This window comes from Micromonospora matsumotoense (genome assembly GCF_050951065.1).
GTDB classification, from domain to species: Bacteria; Actinomycetota; Actinomycetes; order Mycobacteriales; family Micromonosporaceae; genus Micromonospora; species Micromonospora matsumotoensis.
The window spans coordinates 6,734,632-6,751,665 of record NZ_CP192025.1 but is presented as its reverse complement, the minus strand read 5'-3'; the positions used below and the strand labels follow the sequence as shown (position 1 = coordinate 6,751,665).

Genomic DNA, 17,034 nt, shown 5'->3' with positions numbered 1-17,034 from the left:
CCGGGATGGTCAGGGCAGGAAGGCGCGGAGGGCCTCGGCGACCGGGGCGGGGCGTTCCAGGGGGACCAGGTGTGCGGCGTCGGGGATGTCGGGCAGGCGGACGGCCCGGGGAGCCTCGGCGGCGATCCGGTCGGCCAGCCGGATGATGTCCGGGATGTCGACGGCGCCGGCGGTGACGAGAACCGGCACCTGCAACTCGTCGAGGCGGCCGATGGCGGGTGGGTCGAGATCGACGACGTCCACCGCGCTCAACGCCTGCTCGGCGGCGAGGGCCCGCCGGTCCAACTCCTCGGCGAAGGCGATGAACGCCGGGTCGAGATCCTCCGGGCGGCGGTGCGGACCGACCACCCAGAACCGGACCTCACCGGCCGCGCTCGCCGCCAGGTCCTCTTGGTCGACCTCGCCGACCAGCCGGTCCCACAGTTGCTCGGTGTCCTCCGACCACTCGTGCCCGGAGACGGCGGTGCCGAACAGCGCCAGGGCCGACACCCGCTGCGGGTACGCCAGTGCGGTGTCGATCGCCACCGCCCCGCCGAACGAGCAGCCGACCAGGGCGGCCTGGGCGATGTCGAGCGCGTCCAGCGCACCCACCACGTCGTCGTGATGGGCGAACGACTCGGGCGGAAGCGCGGAGTCGCCGTAGCTCCGTAGGTCCAGGGCGATCATCCGGTGCCGGTCGGTGAGGGCGTCGGACACCGCGCGCCACATTCGCCGATCGGCGATTCCTGCGTGCAGCAGGAGCGCCGGGGTGCCGCTGCCGGCCTCGTCGTAGGCGAGGGTGGTGCCGTTGACGGCGATCTTCTTGGTCACGCCGTGCAAGCTACGACCGGACATCCCTGGCCGCAACGCACTTTGTAACGTTGCTAACTCTGGCTAGCGTTTTGCTTGCTGGAGCTAGCAGCGCGGACTACCGTGGATTCATGGCCGCATCCAAGGATCTACCCGACGTCGGCGGATTCATCCGTGACCTGCGGCGGAACGCCAAGATCTCGCTCCGCCAGCTCGCCGAGCAGGCAGGGGTGAGCAACCCCTACCTCAGTCAGATCGAGCGGGGCCTGCGTAAGCCCAGTGCCGAGGTGCTCCAGCAGCTCGCCAGCGCGTTACGGGTCTCCACCCCGGCCATGTACCTGCGGGCCGGGCTGCTCGACGACAAGGAGGGTCAGGGGGTGCTCGCCGCCATCGCGGTCGACTCCGACCTGACGATGGCCCAGAAGCAGTCGCTCACCCAGATCTACGAGACCTTCCGCCGGGAGAACACCCGGCTGACCGAGGCCACCGCCGGTCGACCCGCCCCGCCGGAACCCGCCACCGACGAGGCGCTCGCGACCGACGAGCCCGCCGTCACGGAGCGTCCCGTTGCGGACCAGGTGGGCACCGATCGGTCCGCCGTCACGGATCAGCCGGTCGTCACCGATCAGCCGGTCGTCACGGATCGGACCGCCGCTTCGGCGGACCGGCCGAGCGCCGGCACCGGACCGACCGCGCCGGCTCCGAGCGTGCCGACGGAGGCGGCGGCGACGGTCACGTCGGCCGCCACCGGACCGGTCACCCCGGAGGGCACGCCGACCGAGGCCGTCCTCGAATCGGTCGCCGTCACCGAGGCGGGCACCGCTCCCGCCCCCGCGACCGGCGGGGCGGCCACCAGGACCGCGACCGGCGATGCGCGCACCGCACCCGCCACCGGCACCCGTGACCGCTTGGCGGATGCCGCGTCCACGACCAGCAACAGCAAGGCCGCCGGAGCGGCCGAGGAGGAGTTGTCATGACCCAGCCGAAGACCAACCGCATTCCGGCCCCGCTCTACGCCGCCGCTGGCGCCGGGGAACTGGCCTTCCAGCAGCTGCGCAAGCTCCCGACCGTGGTGAGCGAGCTGGGCAACCGGGTCGTCGCCGACGGCACCAAGGTCGCCGCCGAGTGGGGCGGCCGAGCCGTCGTCACCGGAGTCGAGCTGCGGCAGAAGGCCACCGAGACCTTCCGGACGGCCAACCTGACCGCGACCGGCCTGCGTGACAAGGCCACCCCGGCCGAGCTGAACCTGGACAAGCTGCGCGCCGAGCTGGATCTGGAGAAGCTGCGGACCGAGCTGGACCTGGACAAGCTGCGCGGTGCCGCCACCCGCAACGCCGCCGTGGTGCTCGCCGGGGCGCAGGCGGCCCAGGAACGGGCGCTGGCCGCGTACGGCGCGTTGATCGCCCGTGGTGAGCGGGTGGTCGGTGCCGGGGTGCTGGAGGCCGCCGAGACCGTCAACGCCGACATCGAGGCGACCGACGCCACCGTCCCGGCCGGGGCGCAGGCCGTGGCCACCCAGGACCGGACCCCGACCCCGGCGGACGTGGCGCAGGTCGCCCCGGACCACACGCCGACCCCGGCGGACGTGGCCGAGGTCGTCGAGGCCAAGCCGGCCGCCGCCAAGGTCACCCGGACCCGGGTCACCAAGGCCACGACCAAGCCGGCGGCGACCAAGCCGGCCGCTGCCAAGCCGGCGGCGGGCAAGGCCGCTGCCAAGCCCGCCGCCACCGAGCCGGCGGCGAAGCAGCCGAAGACCACGAAGCGGACCCGCCCGGCCGCCGAGTGACCGTTGCCGACACCGGCCCCGGGGGCGTCCTGACGGACGTTTCCGGGGCCGTCGGCATATGCTGGCCGGCATGGCCATCGCCGCGCCGATCTTCGTGTTCCACCTCGTCTACGTGATCGATCTGATCCTGCTCGTGTTCGCCCTGGCTGTGCAGGGCATCTCGCTGGTGCACGCGTTCACCCAGCGCTCGGACGCCTTTCCCGCCATCGGCACCCTCCCCAAGGGTGGCTGGATCGCCATCCTGGCCGTCTGCATGCTGCTCACCCTGCTCGGTTTCGGCGCGCTGAGCATCTTCGGCCTGATCGGCATCGCCGCCGGCCTGATCTACCTGCTGGACGTCCGGGTCGGGCTGCGCGACCTGCACGACGGCAAAGGGTTCTGGTGAGGGGTTTCCGCTGGCCGCCACCGCCGGACGGCGGGCCCCGCACCTGGGGTCCCGGGCCCGGCGCACCGCGTACCGGGCGACCCGCCCTGCCGGAACCGGAGACCGAACTGGTCGCCACCCCGCACGACGTACAGCTGGAACGGCTGGTCACCGGCGTCGGTGACCCGGTCACCGTGTTCGCCCACGGGTTCGGCAACGGCATCGCCACCACCCGTCCGTTCGGCAGCGCGGTCACCGGCCGGCGGGTCTTCTTCCAGTTCCGGGGGCACGGCCGCTCCGACGCGCCGCCCGGCCCGTGGAGCTACCTCGACCTGGCCCGTGACCTGCGGGCGGTGGCGGATCTCAGCGGCGCCGGCCGGGCGTTCGGGGCCAGCCTCGGCGCGGGCGCGCTCTGCCGGCTGCTCGTCGAGAGCCCGGACCGCTTCGAGAAGCTGGTCTTCCTGCTGCCCGCCGTCCTCGACCGGCCGCGTGGCCCGATCGCCCAGCAACGACTGAGCGACCTGCTCGACGCGGTGGCCGGCGGCGACGCCTCGGCCGTGGCGGACGTGGTCGCCCTGGAGCTGCCGCCGTCGGTACGCAACACCCCGGCCGGTTGGGCGTACCTGCGTCAACGACTCGACCAGTTGCTCCGCGACGGCCTCGCCCCCGGCCTGGCCGACCTGCCGGAACAGTCCCCGCTGCCGGACGCCACCGCCCTGGCCGGGGTGACCGCGCCGGCCCTGGTGATCGGCTGCGTCGGGGACGACCTGCACCCCACCCACATCGCCGCCGAGTTGGCCGCCGCGCTGCCCCACGCCACCCTGCACGTCTACGACCGCCCCGGGTTCGCCTGGACCGATCGCGCCGACCTGCGGGAACGGATCTCCAGCTTCCTCAACGACTGACGTCGTGCCCCGGCGTCGGCAGGTGCGCGGCGCGGACGTCGCGTAACCAACGCTCCACCGGTGCCTCGTCCGGCCGGTCGGGCAGCGGGGTGCGGAGCCGGGCGAAGTCCCGTTCCGCCTCGGCGACCAGCAGCTCCGCCTCGGCCAGCGCACCGCCCGCGACCCGTTCGCCGAACGCCCGGAACCACGCCGGGTCCGCCAGCCTGATCTCCAGCACGCCGGTGGCGTAGAGGGTCCGCCCCTGGTGCAGCAGCCGGGCCAGGTGCCGGGCATGTTTGGCCGAGCGCCGCCGACCGCCCACCGTCGAGTCGCGGGTGGTCAGCTTGCGGAACTGCTGACTCGCATACCCGAGGTAGGCGTCGCGGACGCGCGGTGCGCTGAGGAACGCCGACCGGATGGCGATCAGGCGGTCACCGAGGTCCGTGCGGGTCTCGTAGCAGTCGGCGGGCAGCCAGATCAGCTCGGTGGCGGTCGGGTTGCCGCTCAGCGCCAGCCGGGCGTACTTGCCGGCCTCGTGCAGGGTGACGTCCGGGTCGGTGCTGACCACCGACTCCCGGGGTGGCCGCAGGCCGTGGAAGGCCACCGTCGGGGCGGCGAAGACACCGATCCGGTCCACGTCGGAGCCGGGGCCGGCCAGCCCGTAGGCGACCGAGCCGACGATCCCGGAGAGCAACAGGTGCATGTCGGGAGCATGCCGGACGGAACCGTTGCGCGAAACCGGACTTCGGTTGTCAGGTATCGCTGACACCCTCGACGGTATGACGACGACACCGCTGGAAGGAAAGGTCGCGCTGGTGGCCGGCGCGACCCGGGGCGCGGGCCGGCAGATCGCGGTCCAGCTCGGCGCGGCCGGGGCGACGGTCTACGCCACCGGGCGCAGCAGCCGGGCCGGCCGCTCCGAGCTGGACCGCCCGGAGACCATCGAGGAGACCGCCGAGCTGGTCACCGCCGCCGGAGGCACCGGCATCGCGGTACGGGTCGACCACCTGGTGCCCGACCAGGTGCGTGACCTGGTGGCCCGGATCGACACCGAGCAGGGCCGGCTCGACGTGCTGGTCAACGACGTATGGGGCGCCGATCCGCTGATCACCTGGGAGAAGCCGGTCTGGGAGCAGCCCCTGGACGCCGGGCTCCGTACCCTGCGGCTGGCGGTGGACACCCACATCATCACCAGCCACTTCGCGCTGCCGCTGCTGATCCGCCGTCCCGGCGGCCTGGTCGTCGAGATCGGCGACGGCACCCGGGCGTACAACGACACGCACTACCGGCTGTCGGTCTTCTACGACCTGGCGAAGGTGTCGGTGACCCGGCTCGCGTACAGCTGGGGGCACGAGCTGGAACCGCACGGGTGCACCGCCGTGGCGCTCACCCCCGGCTGGATCCGCTCCGAGGCGATGCTGGAGCACTTCGGGGTGACCGAGCAGACCTGGCGCGACGGCGCGGCGAAGGACCCGCACTTCCTCATCTCGGAGACCCCGGCCTTCGTCGGGCGGGCGGTCGCCGCACTGGCCGCCGCCGAGGACCGGGCCCGCTGGAACCAGGCGTCCGTCTCGGCCGGTGAACTGGCCCAGGTGTACGGCTTCACCGACCTCGACGGCAGCCGGCCGGACGCCTTCCGCTATCTCACCGACGTGGTCGAGACGGACCGGCCCGCCGACGTCACCGGCTACCGCTGACGACTCGTCGGCCCGGTCGCCCGCCCGGGTGCCGTCAGCGGGGCGGGTGGTCCGGGCCGACGCCGTAGCGGGCGGCCGTGCGGGCCGCCGCGTCGGCGAGCAGGGCACGCAGTTGCGGTGGGTCGAGCACCTCCACCTCGGGGCCGAGGCCGAGCAGTTGCGGGTACGCCACCTCGACGGACTCGACGGGCAGCCGGGTCACCACCCAGCCCTGCCCGTCGGGTGTGCCGGCGGCGGCCACCGCCTCCTCGTACGCGAAGGGGGTGTCGGCGAGGAAGCGGAGCCGGCGCAGACCGGCGGGGCTGACCCGGACGGTGATCCGTGCGGCGAGCATCTCCCGCAGGAACGCCTCGGCCTGCTCCCGCCAGTAGCCGCCCAGGTCGAAGCCGTCGTCCCGGGTGAAGGTCGCCGGGTCGGCGACGACGTCGCGCACCCGGTCCACCCGGTAGGTGCGCATCGTGTCGCCGACCCGGCCCACGAGATACCAGGTGCCGCTCTTGAGCACCAGCCCGTACGCCTCGACCCGGCGGGTCACCTCCCGGTCGCCGCGCCGGTACCGCAGCGCGACCACCCCGTCCCGCCACACCGCCCGGGCCAGCTCGGTCAGCCAGCGGGGTGGGGTGGACTCGCGGAACCAGCCCGGCACGTCCAGGTGGAACCGCTGGCCGGTCCGTGCCGGGGCGTCGCGCAGGCTCGGTGGCAACGCGGCGAGCACCTTCAGCTCGGCGGACGCCACCGCGTCGGCCAACCCCAGGTCACCGGCGGGGCCGGGCAGGCCGGTGAGGAAGAGCGCCTCCGCCTCGTCCCGGGTCAGCCCGGTCAGCCGGGTCCGGTAGCCGCCGAGCAGCCGGTAACCCCCGGCCCGCCCCCGGTCGGCATAGACCGGCACCCCGGCGGCGGAGAGCGCCACCACGTCCCGGTAGACGGTCCGTTCGGAAACCTCCAGCTCACGGGAGAGTTCGGCGGCGGTCATCGTCTCGCGGGACTGCAACAGCAGCACCAGGGAGATCAACCGGGAGGCGCGCACCCCCGCATCCTGCCGGCCCGACCGGCCGACCGGCACCACCGGGTGCCCGGTGGGGGTGGTCTCCGGCCAGTAGGCTCTGCGGTCGTGAACGGACCCCGTACCATCGCCGCGCCGGTCACCGGCGTCGCCCGCCGCTTCTTCGGCGGTGTGGGCCTGCTCGTGCGTGGCCTCGGCCTCTATGTACGCAGCCCGGGGCTGATGCTGCTCGGCGTGGTGCCGGCGCTGCTGTCCGCCGTGCTCTTCGTCACCGCGTTCGCCACCCTGGTCTACTTCGTGGACGAGTTGGCGGCGTGGGTGACCCCGTTCGCCGACGACTGGTCGGGCACTGCGCGCAGCCTGGTCCGGGTGATCGCCGGGCTGGCCTTCCTCGGGCTGGGCGGGCTGCTCACCGTGGTCGGCTTCACCGCGGTCACCCTGGTCATCGGGGACCCGTTCTACGAGAAGATCTCCGAGCGGGTGGAGGACCGGCTCGGTGGCACCCCGGGCGCGGTGGAGGTGCCGTTCGGGGCGTCGTTGCGGCGCAGCATCGTCGACTCGCTGCGGCTGGTCGGGCTCTCGGTGCTGTTCGGCATCCCGCTCTTCGCGGCCGGTTTCATCCCGGTGGTCGGGCAGACCGTGGTGCCGGTGATCGGCGCGGCGGTGGGTGGCTGGCTGCTCGCCGTGGAGCTGGTCGGGGCGCCGTTCTCCCGGCGCGGGCTGCGGCTGCCGGACCGCCGGGCCAGGTTGAAGGCGGACCGGGCCACCTCGCTCGGCTTCGGCGTGGCGGTCTTCCTCTGCTTCCTGATCCCGCTGGGCGCGGTGCTGGTCATGCCGGCCGCCGTGGCCGGGGCCGCGCTGCTCGCCCGCCGGTCGCTGGGCCAGCACATCGACGAGGGCTGAGCCGGCGGTCGGCCGACGGCGTGACCATGGTGGGCGGCCCGCCGTCGCGGGCGGGCCTCTCAGCGCAGTTCGTGCAGGCAGGACCAGCCGGACGCCACCGGTCGGTAGCCGAGGCGGAGGTTGATCGCCAGCATCGGCGCGTTGGCCTCGTCGTTCGAGGTGTAGGCCGTCTGTACCCCGCGGCCGGCGGCCCGGTGCAGTGCGGCCTGTTTGGTCAGCCGGGCCAGCCCCCGGCCCCGGTATTCCGGCCGGGTCGCGGTGAAGTCGGACCACATCCGGTCGCCGTCCCGCTTGACCAGGCTGAGCGCGACCAACGCGCCGTCCATCTCGGCGACCGTGCTGGCGTCCCGGTCCAGACCCGGGTTGTCCCAGGACGCGAACCGCCAGTAGGAGTAGCTGGTCGCGTCCACCGGCACGTCCCCCGGCTCGTCCGTGGCGGCGGCCACGTCGAGAAGATAGATCTGGTACGGATCGAGTCCGGTGATCGGGAGCAGGCGAACCCCGGTGGGTGGCTCGGGCATCGGCGGAGCCGGGTGGAGGTCGAGCGCCGAGTAGCGCAGCTCCCGGCTCGGGATGAACCCGTGCCGACGGGCGTACGGCAGCGAGTCGGTCTGCGCCCAGGTCCGCACCCGGCGGGCGCGGAGGGACCTCAGGTGTGCCAGGGCGGTGGTGAGCAGCGCCGTTCCGGTGCCCCGGCCCCGATGCTCCGGGTGCACGTGCAGGGTGGAGATCTCCCCGAAGTCCGGCTCCGAGGTCTCGACGTTCCGGTATGCCGAGGCCCAGCCGACGACCTGCCCGTCCGTCTCGGCGACCCAGGCGGCCCAGTCCTCGCCGTCCGGTGGTTGGGCGATCATCTGTCGGGTCGACGCGACGCCCCGCACCAGGTACGGATGGACCAGCGACCGCAGCGCCACCACCCCCGGCGCGTCGTCCGGTCGAGCGGTACGGATCAGCACCCGCGCCACCCCGCCCCCGGTCGCCGCACTCCGGCGTCGGGCGGCATGCTGGTGGGACGACACGATGGGGCAAGGTCAGACATGCCCGCGAGCGTAGGCACCCGTCGAACCGGCTGCCACAGCTTTTCGCCCCTCGCCGCCGCAATCCAACTCTGAGTGACATCGGCCCGTGCTGCCCGCCAGGCGGGTGCACCCGTGCCTGGGGGCCGGCCCCGGCCCCGGGAGCAGGAGCGACGGGGTCAGGACCAGCAAGGTCAGGCGGACTGCCGGATCACCAGCTCCGTCGGCAACACCACCGCCCGCTCGACCTCCGCGCCATCGGCGAGGGCCAGCAGCAGCCGGGTCATCTTCCGGCCCAGCTCGACGATCGGCTGCCGCACGGTGGTCAGCGGCGGCTCGGTGTAGGCGGCCGTCTCGATGTCGTCGAAGCCGATCACCGCGACGTCCTCCGGCACCCGCCGTCCCGCCTCGTGCAGCGTTCGTAGGGCGGCGTGCGCCATCAGGTCGGAGGCGGCGAAGACCGCGTCCAGATCGGGGTACGCGGCGAGCAGCCGACGCATCGCCGTGGTCCCCGACTCGCGGGTGAAGTCGCCGTACTCGATCATCTGCGGCAGGCCGGCGGCGACCACGGTGTCCCGGTAGCCGGCGAGCCGTTCGATGCCGGCGACCATGTCCTGCGGGCCGGCGATGGTGGCGATCCGGCGGCGACCGTTGCTGATCAGGTAACGGGTCGCCGCGGCCACCCCGCCGATGTGGTCCACGTCGATGTAGGGCACGTCGGCCGCGTCCAGCGGTCGGCCGCTGCACACCACCGGTATCCCCAGCCGGGCGAGCCGACCGGGCAGCGGGTCCTCCCCGTGCAGCGAGGCGAAGAGCACCCCGTCGACGTGCCGGCCGGTGGTGTACCGGGTGACCCGGTCGTGCCCGGCGGGCGAGCCGGCCAGCATCAGCACCAACTGCTTGTCGGCCGCCTCCAACTCCTGGGCCGCGCCCCGGATGAGCCCGGGGAAGACCTGGTCGTCGGAGAAGACCCGGGTGGCGACCTCCGGCAGCACCAGGGCGATCGAGTCGGTCCGCTGGGTGACCAGGCTGCGGGCGGCCAGGTTCGGCACGTACCCCAGCTCGGCCACCGCCCGACGGACCGCCTCCTGGATCGGCTCGGCGACCGTGGTGGAGCCGTTCACCACCCGGGACACCGTCGCCCGGGACACGCCGGCCTGTCGGGCGACCGCCTCCAGGGTGGGCCGCTGTGCCGCCGTCATACCCGTTACCACCGCCTCGTCACAGCCCGTTCCGGGAGATCACCTCCTGGTACCACCGGGCGCTCGACTTCGGGGTGCGCCGCTGGTTCAGGTAGTCGACGTGGACGATCCCGAACCGCTTCCGATAGCCCTCGGCCCACTCGAAGTTGTCCAGCAACGACCATACGAGATAGCCGCGCAGGTCGACTCCGCGGGAGATGGCCTCGTGCGCGGCCCGCAGGTGCCCGTCCAGGTAGGCGATCCGGTCGTTGTCGGCGATCCGGCCCGACCCCTCGGGTGCCAGGCTGGCGGCGTCGTCCGGGAACGCGCCACCGTTCTCGGTGATCATCAGCGGCAGCCCGGGGTAGTCGGTGCCGATCCGCACCAGCAACCGGGTCAGCCCGGCCGGCTCGATCTGCCAGCCCATGTCGCTCACCGGGCCGGTGGCCGGCAGGAACTCCACCGCCCCCTCGGTGCCCGGGTAGGCGCTGCTGCCACCCCCGTCCGGGCGGCCCGCGACATAGGTCGGCGAGTAGTAGTTGATCCCGAGCAGGTCCAGCGGCGCGGCGATGATCTTCTCATCGCCGTCCCGGACGAACGTGGGCTCGACCGTCCGGGCGACGTGTTCGAGCACGTCGGCCGGGTAGCCGGCCCCGGTCAGCGGGTCCAGGAAGATCCGGTTCTGGAGGCCGTCGACGAGGCGTACCGCGGCGGCGTCGGCGGCGCTGCCCGGGTCGGCCGGCGCGACGTCCGCCGGGTTGAGGGTGATCCCGACGGTCTGCGCGCCCGCCGCCCGCAGCGCCCGCGCCGCCAGCCCGTGCCCCAGCAACAGATGGTGTACGGCCCGGAAGGCCGCCCCGGCGTCCTGCTCGCCGGGAGCGTGCACCCCGTTGCCGTAACCGAGGTACGCCGAGCACCACGGCTCGTTGAGCGTCGTCCAGGTGCGCACCCGGTCGCCGAGCCGGGAGTGCACCGCGAGGGCGTAGTCGGCGAAGTGCTCGGCGGTCTCCCGGCTGGCCCAGCCACCCCGGTCCTGCAACGCCTGGGGCAGGTCCCAGTGGTAGAGCGTGATGATCGGGTCGATGCCCCGGTCGAGCAGCGCATCGGTCAACCGGTCGTAGAAGTCCAGCCCGCGCGGGTTGACCGGGCCGGTGCCGTCCGGCCTGATCCGGGGCCAGGCCACCGAGAACCGGTACGCGGCCAGCCCCAGCTCCGCCATCAGCGCCACGTCGTCGGTGTACCGGTGGTAGTGGTCGCAGGCGACGTCACCGGTGTGCCCGGCGAACACCTTGCCCGGCGTCCGGCTGAAGGTGTCCCAGATGGATTCGCCGCGACCGTCGTCGCGGGCCGCGCCCTCGATCTGGTACGCGGCGGTCGCCGCGCCCCACACGAAGTTCTCGGGGAACCGAAGCTCGCTCACGCGGCATTCTCCTTCTTCGCGACTGCGGGGCTCGCAGGATCGGCGCTCACGCTTTGACCGCACCTTCCATGATGCCGCCGATGATCTGGCGGCCGCACACGACGAACACCAGCAGCAACGGCAGCGTGGCGATCGCCGTGCCGGTGAACACCTGCGACATGTCCTGGTAGTAACCGTCGGAGAGGGCCCGCAGCGACAACTGCACGGTCGGGTTCTCCGGATCGTTGAGCACAGCGTACGGCCAGAGGAAGTCGTTCCAGGTGGTCATGAACGTGAGCAGGCCGAGTACGGCGGCGGCGGGCCGCAGTGCGGGCAGCACCACGTTCCAGTAGATCCGCAGCGTGTGGCAGCCGTCGACCCGGGCCGCCTCGATCAGCTCGGTGCTGACCGCCTGGGCCGCGTACTGGCGCATCATGAACACGCCGAACCCGGTGACCAGGGCCGGGACGATCACCGCCGGCAGCCGGTCGTTCCAGTTCAGCTTGGTCATCAGCAGATAGAGCGGGATCACCCCGAGCTGGGTGGGCACCATCATGGTGGCGACGATGACCATCAGCAGCGCGTTGCGTCCCCGGAACCGCAGCTTGGCGAAGGCGAATCCGGCCAGGGTGGAGAAGAGCACCACCGAGAAGGTGACGCTGACCGCGACGATCGTGGAGTTGACCAGGCCGGTGAGGAAATGCGCGTCGGGGTTGGCGAAGAGTCGGGAGATGTTCGTGCCGAGGTTGCCGCCCGGGGTGAGCGGCGGCGGCACCTGGCCCATCGCGTCGCTGCTGCGGCTGGCCACCACGAACATCCAGTAGATCGGGAAGATCGACAGCAGGGCGGTGAGCGCCAGCGCCGGGTAGGTGAGCCGGCCGGCCGACCAGATCCGGGTCATCGGTCCCCCTTGCGCGCGCCGCCACCGAGCCGGCGCAGGATCAGTACGTTGATCGCGGCGACCACCGCGATCAGGGCGAAGAGCAGCCAGGCGACGGCCGAGCCGTAGCCGAAGTTGTAGTGCGGGGCGAAGGCGTTCTCGAACATGTACATGGTCACCGTCTGGGACTCCCGCAACGGGCCGCCCCGGATCGCGTTGGTGCCGGAGTTGAACAGCCGGGGTTCGGTGAACAGTTGCAGCCCACCGATGGTGGAGATGATCACCGCAAAGATGATCGTGGGCTTGAGCAGTGGCACGGTGATCGACCAGAACTGCCGGGCCCGGCCGGCCCCGTCGATGGAGGCGGACTCGTACAGGTCGCGCGGGATGGCCTGCATGGCGGCCAGGAAGATCAGCGCGTTGTAGCCGGTCCACCGCCAGTCGACCATGGCGGAGATCGCCGTCCAGGCGGCGAAGCGGTTGGCCTTCCAGTCGATCGCGTCGATGCCGACCAGGTCGAGCAGCCAGTTGATCATGCCGAACTCGCGGCCGAAGAGCACCGCGAAGACGATCGCCACCGCCGCCGTCGAGGTGACGTTCGGCACCAGCACCGCCATCCGCCAGGTGGTCCGCGCCCGCAGCCGCCGGTTGAGCAGGTTGGCCAGCCACAGGGCGGCGAGCAGTTGCGGCACCGTGGAGATGACGAAGATGCCGAGGGTGTTCACCACCGAGTGCCAGAAGTCGGCGTCGGCCAGCAGTTGGGTGTAGTTCTGCGTGCCGATGAAGGTCGGGTCCACCCCCAGCAGGTCCCAGTCGTGCAGCGACACCCAGAACGTGTAGACCAGCGGATAGGCCCCGAAGATCGCGAAGAGCAGAAAGAACGGCGTCACGTACAGATAGGGGGAGTACCTGACGTCGAGCCGGGCCAGCCGGTGCTCCCGTGCCGGCCCCCTGCCCCGGGCCTTGGCCGCCCCCGGCGGCCGACCCTCAACCTGAACAACCATCTCCCGCGTGCTCCCTCTCTCCCTGACCCGCCCGACCTCTGTCCGCCCGCCCTGTCCCGCGCGACCGGCCCGCCCGCGCCCGCCCTGTCCCGCGCGACCGGCCCGCCCGCGCCCGCCCTGTCCCGCGCGACCGGCCCGCCCGCGCCGCGAGCCGCTGTCCGCCCCGCCGCCCGCCCGGATCGCGCGGCGCGGTGGGAGCGGGTAGCGGCCCGCCGGGGGCGATGGTGCGGTGTCCCGGTGTGGTGACCCCGCCACATCGCCCCCACGCGGTCGGGGAGGGTTACTTGGCGGCGGCCTTGCGGGCGTTGTCGGTGGCGTCGGTCCAGCCCTGGGCGGGGTTGCGCTGGCCCAGTTCGACGGTGCGGACGGCGTTCTCCACTTCGGTCCGGACGGCCTGGTTCTTGGGGCCCATGTAGACCGGCTTGAGGCTCTTGGCGCCGGCGGCGAAGATCTTGCCGACCGGGGCGTCGGAGAAGTACGCGTTCGTCGAGTTGACGATCGCCGGGTCGGCCAGCGCCTGCGGGGACGACGGCAGCGGCCCCTTCTCCTGGAACGCGCCGATCTGGCCCTTGGTGCTGGTCAGGAACTTGGCCAACGCGATCGCCTCGGCCTGGTGCCGGCTCTGCTTCGGCACCGCCAGGTAGGAGCCACCCCAGTTGCCGCCGCTGCCGGGCACCTGGGCGATGTCCCACTTGCCCTTGGCGTCCGGGCCGGCGTTGCCCTCGATCACCCCGGTCATCCAGGCCGGGCAGGCGATGGTGGCGAACTTCGCCTGCTTGAAGGCCGACACCCACTCCTCGGACCACGCCCCGTACCGGCCGGAGAGTCCGGAGTCGATGATGTCGACGGTGGTGTCGTACGCCTGGCGTACCGCCGGGTTGCTGTCGACCACCAGCTTGTCGGTGGTGTCGTAGTAGCTGTAGCCGGTGGTGTTGCCGGCGGTCTGCAACAGGATGGTGTTGAAGGTGTTGGTGGCGGCGTCCAGGAAGGCCGCGCCGGTGTTCTTCGCCGTGAACTGCTCGCCGACCCGTACGTAGTCCTGCCAGGTGGGCCAGAGCTTGGACACGGCGTCCCGGTCGACGGGCAGGCCGGCGGCGGCGAAGAGGTCCTTGCGGTAGCAGATCGCCATCCCGCCGACGTCGGTGCCGAGCCCGATGAGCTGCTTGCCGTCGGCGGTCAGCCCGCCGTTCCACTTCCACTCCAGGAAGTTGCCCTTGAGGTCGGCGGCGCCGTGGTCGAGCAGGTTGACGAAGTTCTGCGGGTTGGCCTTGTACTCGACCAGCAGCCCCTCCTCGATGGCGACCACGTCACCGGCGCCCTTGCCGGCGGCGAGCCACTGGGTGAGCTTGGGGGAGTACTCGTCGAGGTTGCCGCCGGTGCCCCGCTCCACGATCTTGACGCCGGGGTGGTCGGCCTCGTACTGCCGGTAGAGCTTCTCGTAGCCGAACTGGCCGAACACGTCGACGGTCAGCGTGACCGGCCCGCCGTCGGCGGCTTCGTCGCCGCCGCCGCAGGCGGTGGTGGAGAGCAGCGCGCTGGTGGCCACCAGGGCGATCGCCGCGAGGCGGCGGCGGGAAAAGACACCCATGGGTCGGACCCCTCTCAGGTCGGGTGGTGGTGGGGTGTGGACCTGCGTATGAGCGGGCCGCGAGGGTCGCCGGCCCGGATTCGATCTCGATGAGAGAGCGCTCTCACGACAGGGTGGTAGGTCGATGGGCTCCTGTCAAGAGAGCGCTCTCTTGGATCTTCGCCGGAACTCCGGGAGCGGCCGTCCCACCGGCAACGCCGGGAGGGGTCGCGTCCCGCCCCGGGAACGCCGGGAGCGGCCGTCCCCGGTGGGACGGCCGCTCTCGATGTGCGGTAGCGGTGGTGCGCGGACCTCAGCCCACGCGCAGGCCCTCCAGGAGGGAACGGTCCCCCGCCACCCCGAGGGTGTCGAAGCTGACCCGGCCCCAGAGTGCCAGCAGCAGGTCGCTGGCCGAGCCGGTGACCTGCACCCGGGCGTGGTGGTCGTCGTGCCCGAAGACCGTCGCGGTGTCCAGCAGGGCCACCCCCTCGCCGCGCATCCGCAGGTACCAGTCCTGGGCGGCGTCGGTCGCGGTCAGGTGCACCACCCCCTGCCACTGCCCCCGGTTGCGCCGACGACCGGACGGCAGCCAGGTGTCCAGCACCTCGCTCACCCCGTCGGCGGCGAGCTTCGTCTCGATCGGGTCACCGGCGGCGATGGCGAGTTGGGCGTCCCACCGGTGCACCGCCGTCTCGTGCGCCATCCGGCGCGACCAGAAAACCGTCTTCTTCGGCTGCGGCGCCCAGTTCCACGCCGGTGCCTCCGGGTCGAGCGCGTCGAAGAGGGTCATCAGCCGGTCGTACTCGTGCTGCCAGAGCTGGAGCGGGGTCAGCCCGGCGGGCAGGTCGACGGTGTCGTCGCGGCTGGCCGGCTGCGCGGTGTCGCCGGTGCCGGCGACGGAGTGCACCCAGTGGTAGAGGCCGGCGAGGTGCAGGGTCAGGTCCGCCACCGTCCACCCCGGGCAGGACAGCACAGGTGTCTCCGGCGGGGCCTCGGCCACGGCTGCGGCGAATGCCGGGCCGTCGACCCGGAGCGCTCCGGTCCAGAAGTCCTTCGTGGCGTGCAGTCTGCTCATCGCAATCCTCCCCGGGGTGACCCGGCGACCAGTGGGTGCCGTGGCTACCCCTCAGCCTAGGGTGAAAGGCGTGTCAGACGTCTACGCCAAACCGACAACGAGCGCCGAACCCGCCGATCCGGCCGTCCTGGCGGGCTACACCACCCTGCGTCTCGGTGGGCCCGCCGCCCGGTTGGAGACCGCCACCAGCGCCGACGAGATCGTCCGCCGGGTCCGCGAGGCGCACCGCCGCGACGAACCGGTGCTGGTCCTGGCCGGTGGCAGCAACGTGGTCGTCGGGGACGCCGGCTTCCCCGGCACCGTCGTGCTGGTCCGGTCGCGGGGGTTCACCGTGGTCGCCGAGGACACCGACACCGTCACCGTACGGGTCGAAGCCGGCGAGCCCTGGGACGACCTGGTCGCCGCCACCGTCGGTAACGGCTGGTCCGGTCTGGAGTGCCTCTCCGGCATCCCCGGCTCGGCCGGTGCCACCCCGATCCAGAACGTCGGCGCGTACGGGCAGGAGGTCGCCGAGCGGATCACCGGCGTCCAGGTGTACGACCGCGCCGAGGACCGGCTGACCACCGTCGCCGCGGCGGACTGCGGGTTCGCCTACCGGGGGAGCATCTTCAAGTACAGCGACCGCTGGGTGGTGCTCTCCGTCGACTTCCGGCTGGACCGCTCACCGCTGTCCGGGCCGGTCCGCTACACCGAGCTGGCCCGCGCGCTCGGGGTCGAGGTCGGTGACCGGGTGCCGCTGGCCGCCGCCCGGGACGCCGTGCTGACGCTGCGCGCCGGCAAGGGCATGGTGCTCGACGCCACCGACCCGGACACCTGGTCGGTCGGCTCGTTCTTCACCAACCCGGTGCTCGACCGGGCGGCGTACGAGCTGCTGCGCGAGCGCGCCGCCGACTTCGGCGAACCACCCTCCTGGCCCTGCCCGGGCGACCTGGTGAAGGTGAGCGCCGCCTGGCTGATCGACAAGGCCGGCTTCGCCAAGGGGCATCCCGGACCCGGTGGCACCGCCATCTCCGGCAAGCACACGCTGGCCCTGACCAATCACAGCGGCACCGCCCGTACCGCCGACCTGATCGCCCTCGCCCGCGAGATCCGCGACGGCGTGCACACCCGCTTCGCCGTCCCCCTCCACCCCGAACCCGTCCTCATCACCTGCACCATCTGACCCACCCCCACCCCCCACCAGGCCCCCGCCTCGCCGTGCCCCGTCCCGCCCCGCCCCGCCCCGCCGTGCCCCGTCTCGCCCGCCCGGTGATCAAGAGGTTTACGTCATCCTCGGCCACTTCCATGACGTAAACCTCTTGATCACCGCGCTCACCCCGCCCAGACCCGGCGCACTGGCCGAGCTGGGGCGGGGTTGGTGGCGTGATCAAGAGGTTTACGTCAGTTTTCGGCGGGATGTTGACCTGAACCTCTTGATCACCGGGGCGGGGCAGGGCGGGGGCAGGGGCAGGGCGGGCAGGGGCGGGGTGAAGTGGGGTGGGGTTGG

Annotated in this window: 16 protein-coding genes and 1 pseudogene; 7 read left to right on the top strand and 10 right to left on the bottom strand. The window is 72.5% G+C overall.

Annotation, left to right across the window (positions count from 1 at the left end):
* Window positions 1-9: 9 nt before the first annotated feature.
* Entirely contained in the window at window positions 10-810 is an 801-nt protein-coding gene (locus ACQP1S_RS28890) for an alpha/beta fold hydrolase (RefSeq protein ID WP_432900901.1), read from the bottom strand.
* 110 nt (window positions 811-920) lie between these two features.
* Between ACQP1S_RS28890 and ACQP1S_RS28885 the strand changes: the two are divergent.
* From ACQP1S_RS28885 to ACQP1S_RS28870, 4 genes and pseudogenes are all read left to right on the top strand, one after another.
* Window positions 921-1,577 (top strand): annotated as a pseudogene (locus ACQP1S_RS28885) (helix-turn-helix domain-containing protein); the annotation flags it as partial.
* A gap of 185 nt (window positions 1,578-1,762) precedes the next feature.
* On the top strand, window positions 1,763-2,575 hold the full coding sequence (locus ACQP1S_RS28880; RefSeq protein ID WP_432900899.1) for a hypothetical protein: 813 nt from the start codon (window positions 1,763-1,765) through the stop codon (window positions 2,573-2,575).
* A gap of 70 nt (window positions 2,576-2,645) precedes the next feature.
* On the top strand, window positions 2,646-2,960 hold the full coding sequence (locus ACQP1S_RS28875) for a DUF2516 family protein (protein ID WP_091242743.1): 315 nt from the start codon (window positions 2,646-2,648) through the stop codon (window positions 2,958-2,960).
* The gene (locus ACQP1S_RS28870; RefSeq protein ID WP_432900897.1) at window positions 2,957-3,844 is read left to right on the top strand and encodes an alpha/beta fold hydrolase; all 888 of its coding nucleotides are present in this window, start codon (window positions 2,957-2,959) and stop codon (window positions 3,842-3,844) included. Before ACQP1S_RS28875 ends, ACQP1S_RS28870 begins: the two co-directional genes overlap by 4 nt.
* Here the strand turns inward: ACQP1S_RS28870 and ACQP1S_RS28865 are convergent.
* Complete coding sequence (locus tag ACQP1S_RS28865) at window positions 3,834-4,526, bottom strand: nucleotidyltransferase domain-containing protein (protein WP_091242443.1); 693 nt, start codon at window positions 4,524-4,526, stop codon at window positions 3,834-3,836. The genes ACQP1S_RS28870 and ACQP1S_RS28865 overlap by 11 nt on opposite strands.
* 76 nt (window positions 4,527-4,602) lie before the next feature.
* On the opposite strand from ACQP1S_RS28865, the gene ACQP1S_RS28860 reads away from it, so the two are divergent.
* Window positions 4,603-5,520 carry an SDR family oxidoreductase gene (locus tag ACQP1S_RS28860; protein ID WP_432900894.1) on the top strand — a complete coding sequence of 306 codons (918 nt, stop codon included), beginning with the start codon at window positions 4,603-4,605 and terminating at the stop codon, window positions 5,518-5,520.
* A gap of 34 nt (window positions 5,521-5,554) precedes the next feature.
* Here ACQP1S_RS28860 and ACQP1S_RS28855 read toward each other — a convergent pair whose 3' ends face one another.
* Entirely contained in the window at window positions 5,555-6,547 is a 993-nt protein-coding gene (locus tag ACQP1S_RS28855; protein WP_432900892.1) for a helix-turn-helix transcriptional regulator, read from the bottom strand.
* An 84-nt stretch (window positions 6,548-6,631) separates the two neighbouring features.
* On the opposite strand from ACQP1S_RS28855, the gene ACQP1S_RS28850 reads away from it, so the two are divergent.
* A complete protein-coding gene (locus tag ACQP1S_RS28850; RefSeq protein WP_432900890.1) occupies window positions 6,632-7,426 on the top strand; it encodes an EI24 domain-containing protein in 795 nt (264 codons plus the stop codon).
* A gap of 59 nt (window positions 7,427-7,485) precedes the next feature.
* Here ACQP1S_RS28850 and ACQP1S_RS28845 read toward each other — a convergent pair whose 3' ends face one another.
* The 7 genes from ACQP1S_RS28845 to ACQP1S_RS28815 form a co-directional block, all read right to left on the bottom strand.
* Window positions 7,486-8,382, bottom strand: a complete 897-nt coding sequence (locus ACQP1S_RS28845; protein ID WP_432900888.1) for a GNAT family N-acetyltransferase — start codon at window positions 8,380-8,382, stop codon at window positions 7,486-7,488.
* A gap of 254 nt (window positions 8,383-8,636) precedes the next feature.
* Window positions 8,637-9,644 (bottom strand): LacI family DNA-binding transcriptional regulator, encoded by a 1,008-nt coding sequence (locus ACQP1S_RS28840; protein ID WP_091242433.1) that lies wholly within the window; start codon window positions 9,642-9,644, stop codon window positions 8,637-8,639.
* A gap of 19 nt (window positions 9,645-9,663) precedes the next feature.
* Complete coding sequence (locus tag ACQP1S_RS28835) at window positions 9,664-11,043, bottom strand: GH1 family beta-glucosidase (RefSeq protein ID WP_432900885.1); 1,380 nt, start codon at window positions 11,041-11,043, stop codon at window positions 9,664-9,666.
* A 46-nt stretch (window positions 11,044-11,089) separates the two neighbouring features.
* Window positions 11,090-11,923, bottom strand: a complete 834-nt coding sequence (locus tag ACQP1S_RS28830) for a carbohydrate ABC transporter permease (RefSeq protein ID WP_432900883.1) — start codon at window positions 11,921-11,923, stop codon at window positions 11,090-11,092.
* A complete protein-coding gene (locus ACQP1S_RS28825) occupies window positions 11,920-12,906 on the bottom strand; it encodes a carbohydrate ABC transporter permease (RefSeq protein ID WP_432900881.1) in 987 nt (328 codons plus the stop codon). The genes ACQP1S_RS28830 and ACQP1S_RS28825 overlap by 4 nt, the downstream gene beginning before the upstream one ends.
* A 280-nt stretch (window positions 12,907-13,186) precedes the next feature.
* Window positions 13,187-14,494 (bottom strand): ABC transporter substrate-binding protein, encoded by a 1,308-nt coding sequence (locus ACQP1S_RS28820; protein ID WP_432900879.1) that lies wholly within the window; start codon window positions 14,492-14,494, stop codon window positions 13,187-13,189.
* Window positions 14,495-14,786: 292 nt separating this feature from the next.
* Complete coding sequence (locus tag ACQP1S_RS28815) at window positions 14,787-15,548, bottom strand: maleylpyruvate isomerase family mycothiol-dependent enzyme (protein WP_432900877.1); 762 nt, start codon at window positions 15,546-15,548, stop codon at window positions 14,787-14,789.
* A gap of 127 nt (window positions 15,549-15,675) precedes the next feature.
* Here ACQP1S_RS28815 and ACQP1S_RS28810 point away from each other — a divergent pair, with 127 nt between their 5' ends.
* Entirely contained in the window at window positions 15,676-16,710 is a 1,035-nt protein-coding gene (locus ACQP1S_RS28810) for a UDP-N-acetylmuramate dehydrogenase (RefSeq protein WP_432908413.1), read from the top strand.
* The last annotated feature ends 324 nt before the right edge of the window (window positions 16,711-17,034 follow it).

Coding starts and splice junctions, on each gene's coding strand:
- ACQP1S_RS28815 (WP_432900877.1), bottom strand. CDS start 15,548: ATGAGCAGACTGCACGCCACGAAGGACTTCTGGACCGGAGCGCTCCGG.
- ACQP1S_RS28830 (WP_432900883.1), bottom strand. CDS start 11,923: ATGACCCGGATCTGGTCGGCCGGCCGGCTCACCTACCCGGCGCTGGCG.
- ACQP1S_RS28865 (WP_091242443.1), bottom strand. CDS start 4,526: ATGCACCTGTTGCTCTCCGGGATCGTCGGCTCGGTCGCCTACGGGCTG.
- ACQP1S_RS28875 (WP_091242743.1), top strand. CDS start 2,646: ATGGCCATCGCCGCGCCGATCTTCGTGTTCCACCTCGTCTACGTGATC.
- ACQP1S_RS28860 (WP_432900894.1), top strand. CDS start 4,603: ATGACGACGACACCGCTGGAAGGAAAGGTCGCGCTGGTGGCCGGCGCG.
- ACQP1S_RS28820 (WP_432900879.1), bottom strand. CDS start 14,494: ATGGGTGTCTTTTCCCGCCGCCGCCTCGCGGCGATCGCCCTGGTGGCC.
- ACQP1S_RS28825 (WP_432900881.1), bottom strand. CDS start 12,906: ATGGTTGTTCAGGTTGAGGGTCGGCCGCCGGGGGCGGCCAAGGCCCGG.
- ACQP1S_RS28840 (WP_091242433.1), bottom strand. CDS start 9,644: ATGACGGCGGCACAGCGGCCCACCCTGGAGGCGGTCGCCCGACAGGCC.
- ACQP1S_RS28880 (WP_432900899.1), top strand. CDS start 1,763: ATGACCCAGCCGAAGACCAACCGCATTCCGGCCCCGCTCTACGCCGCC.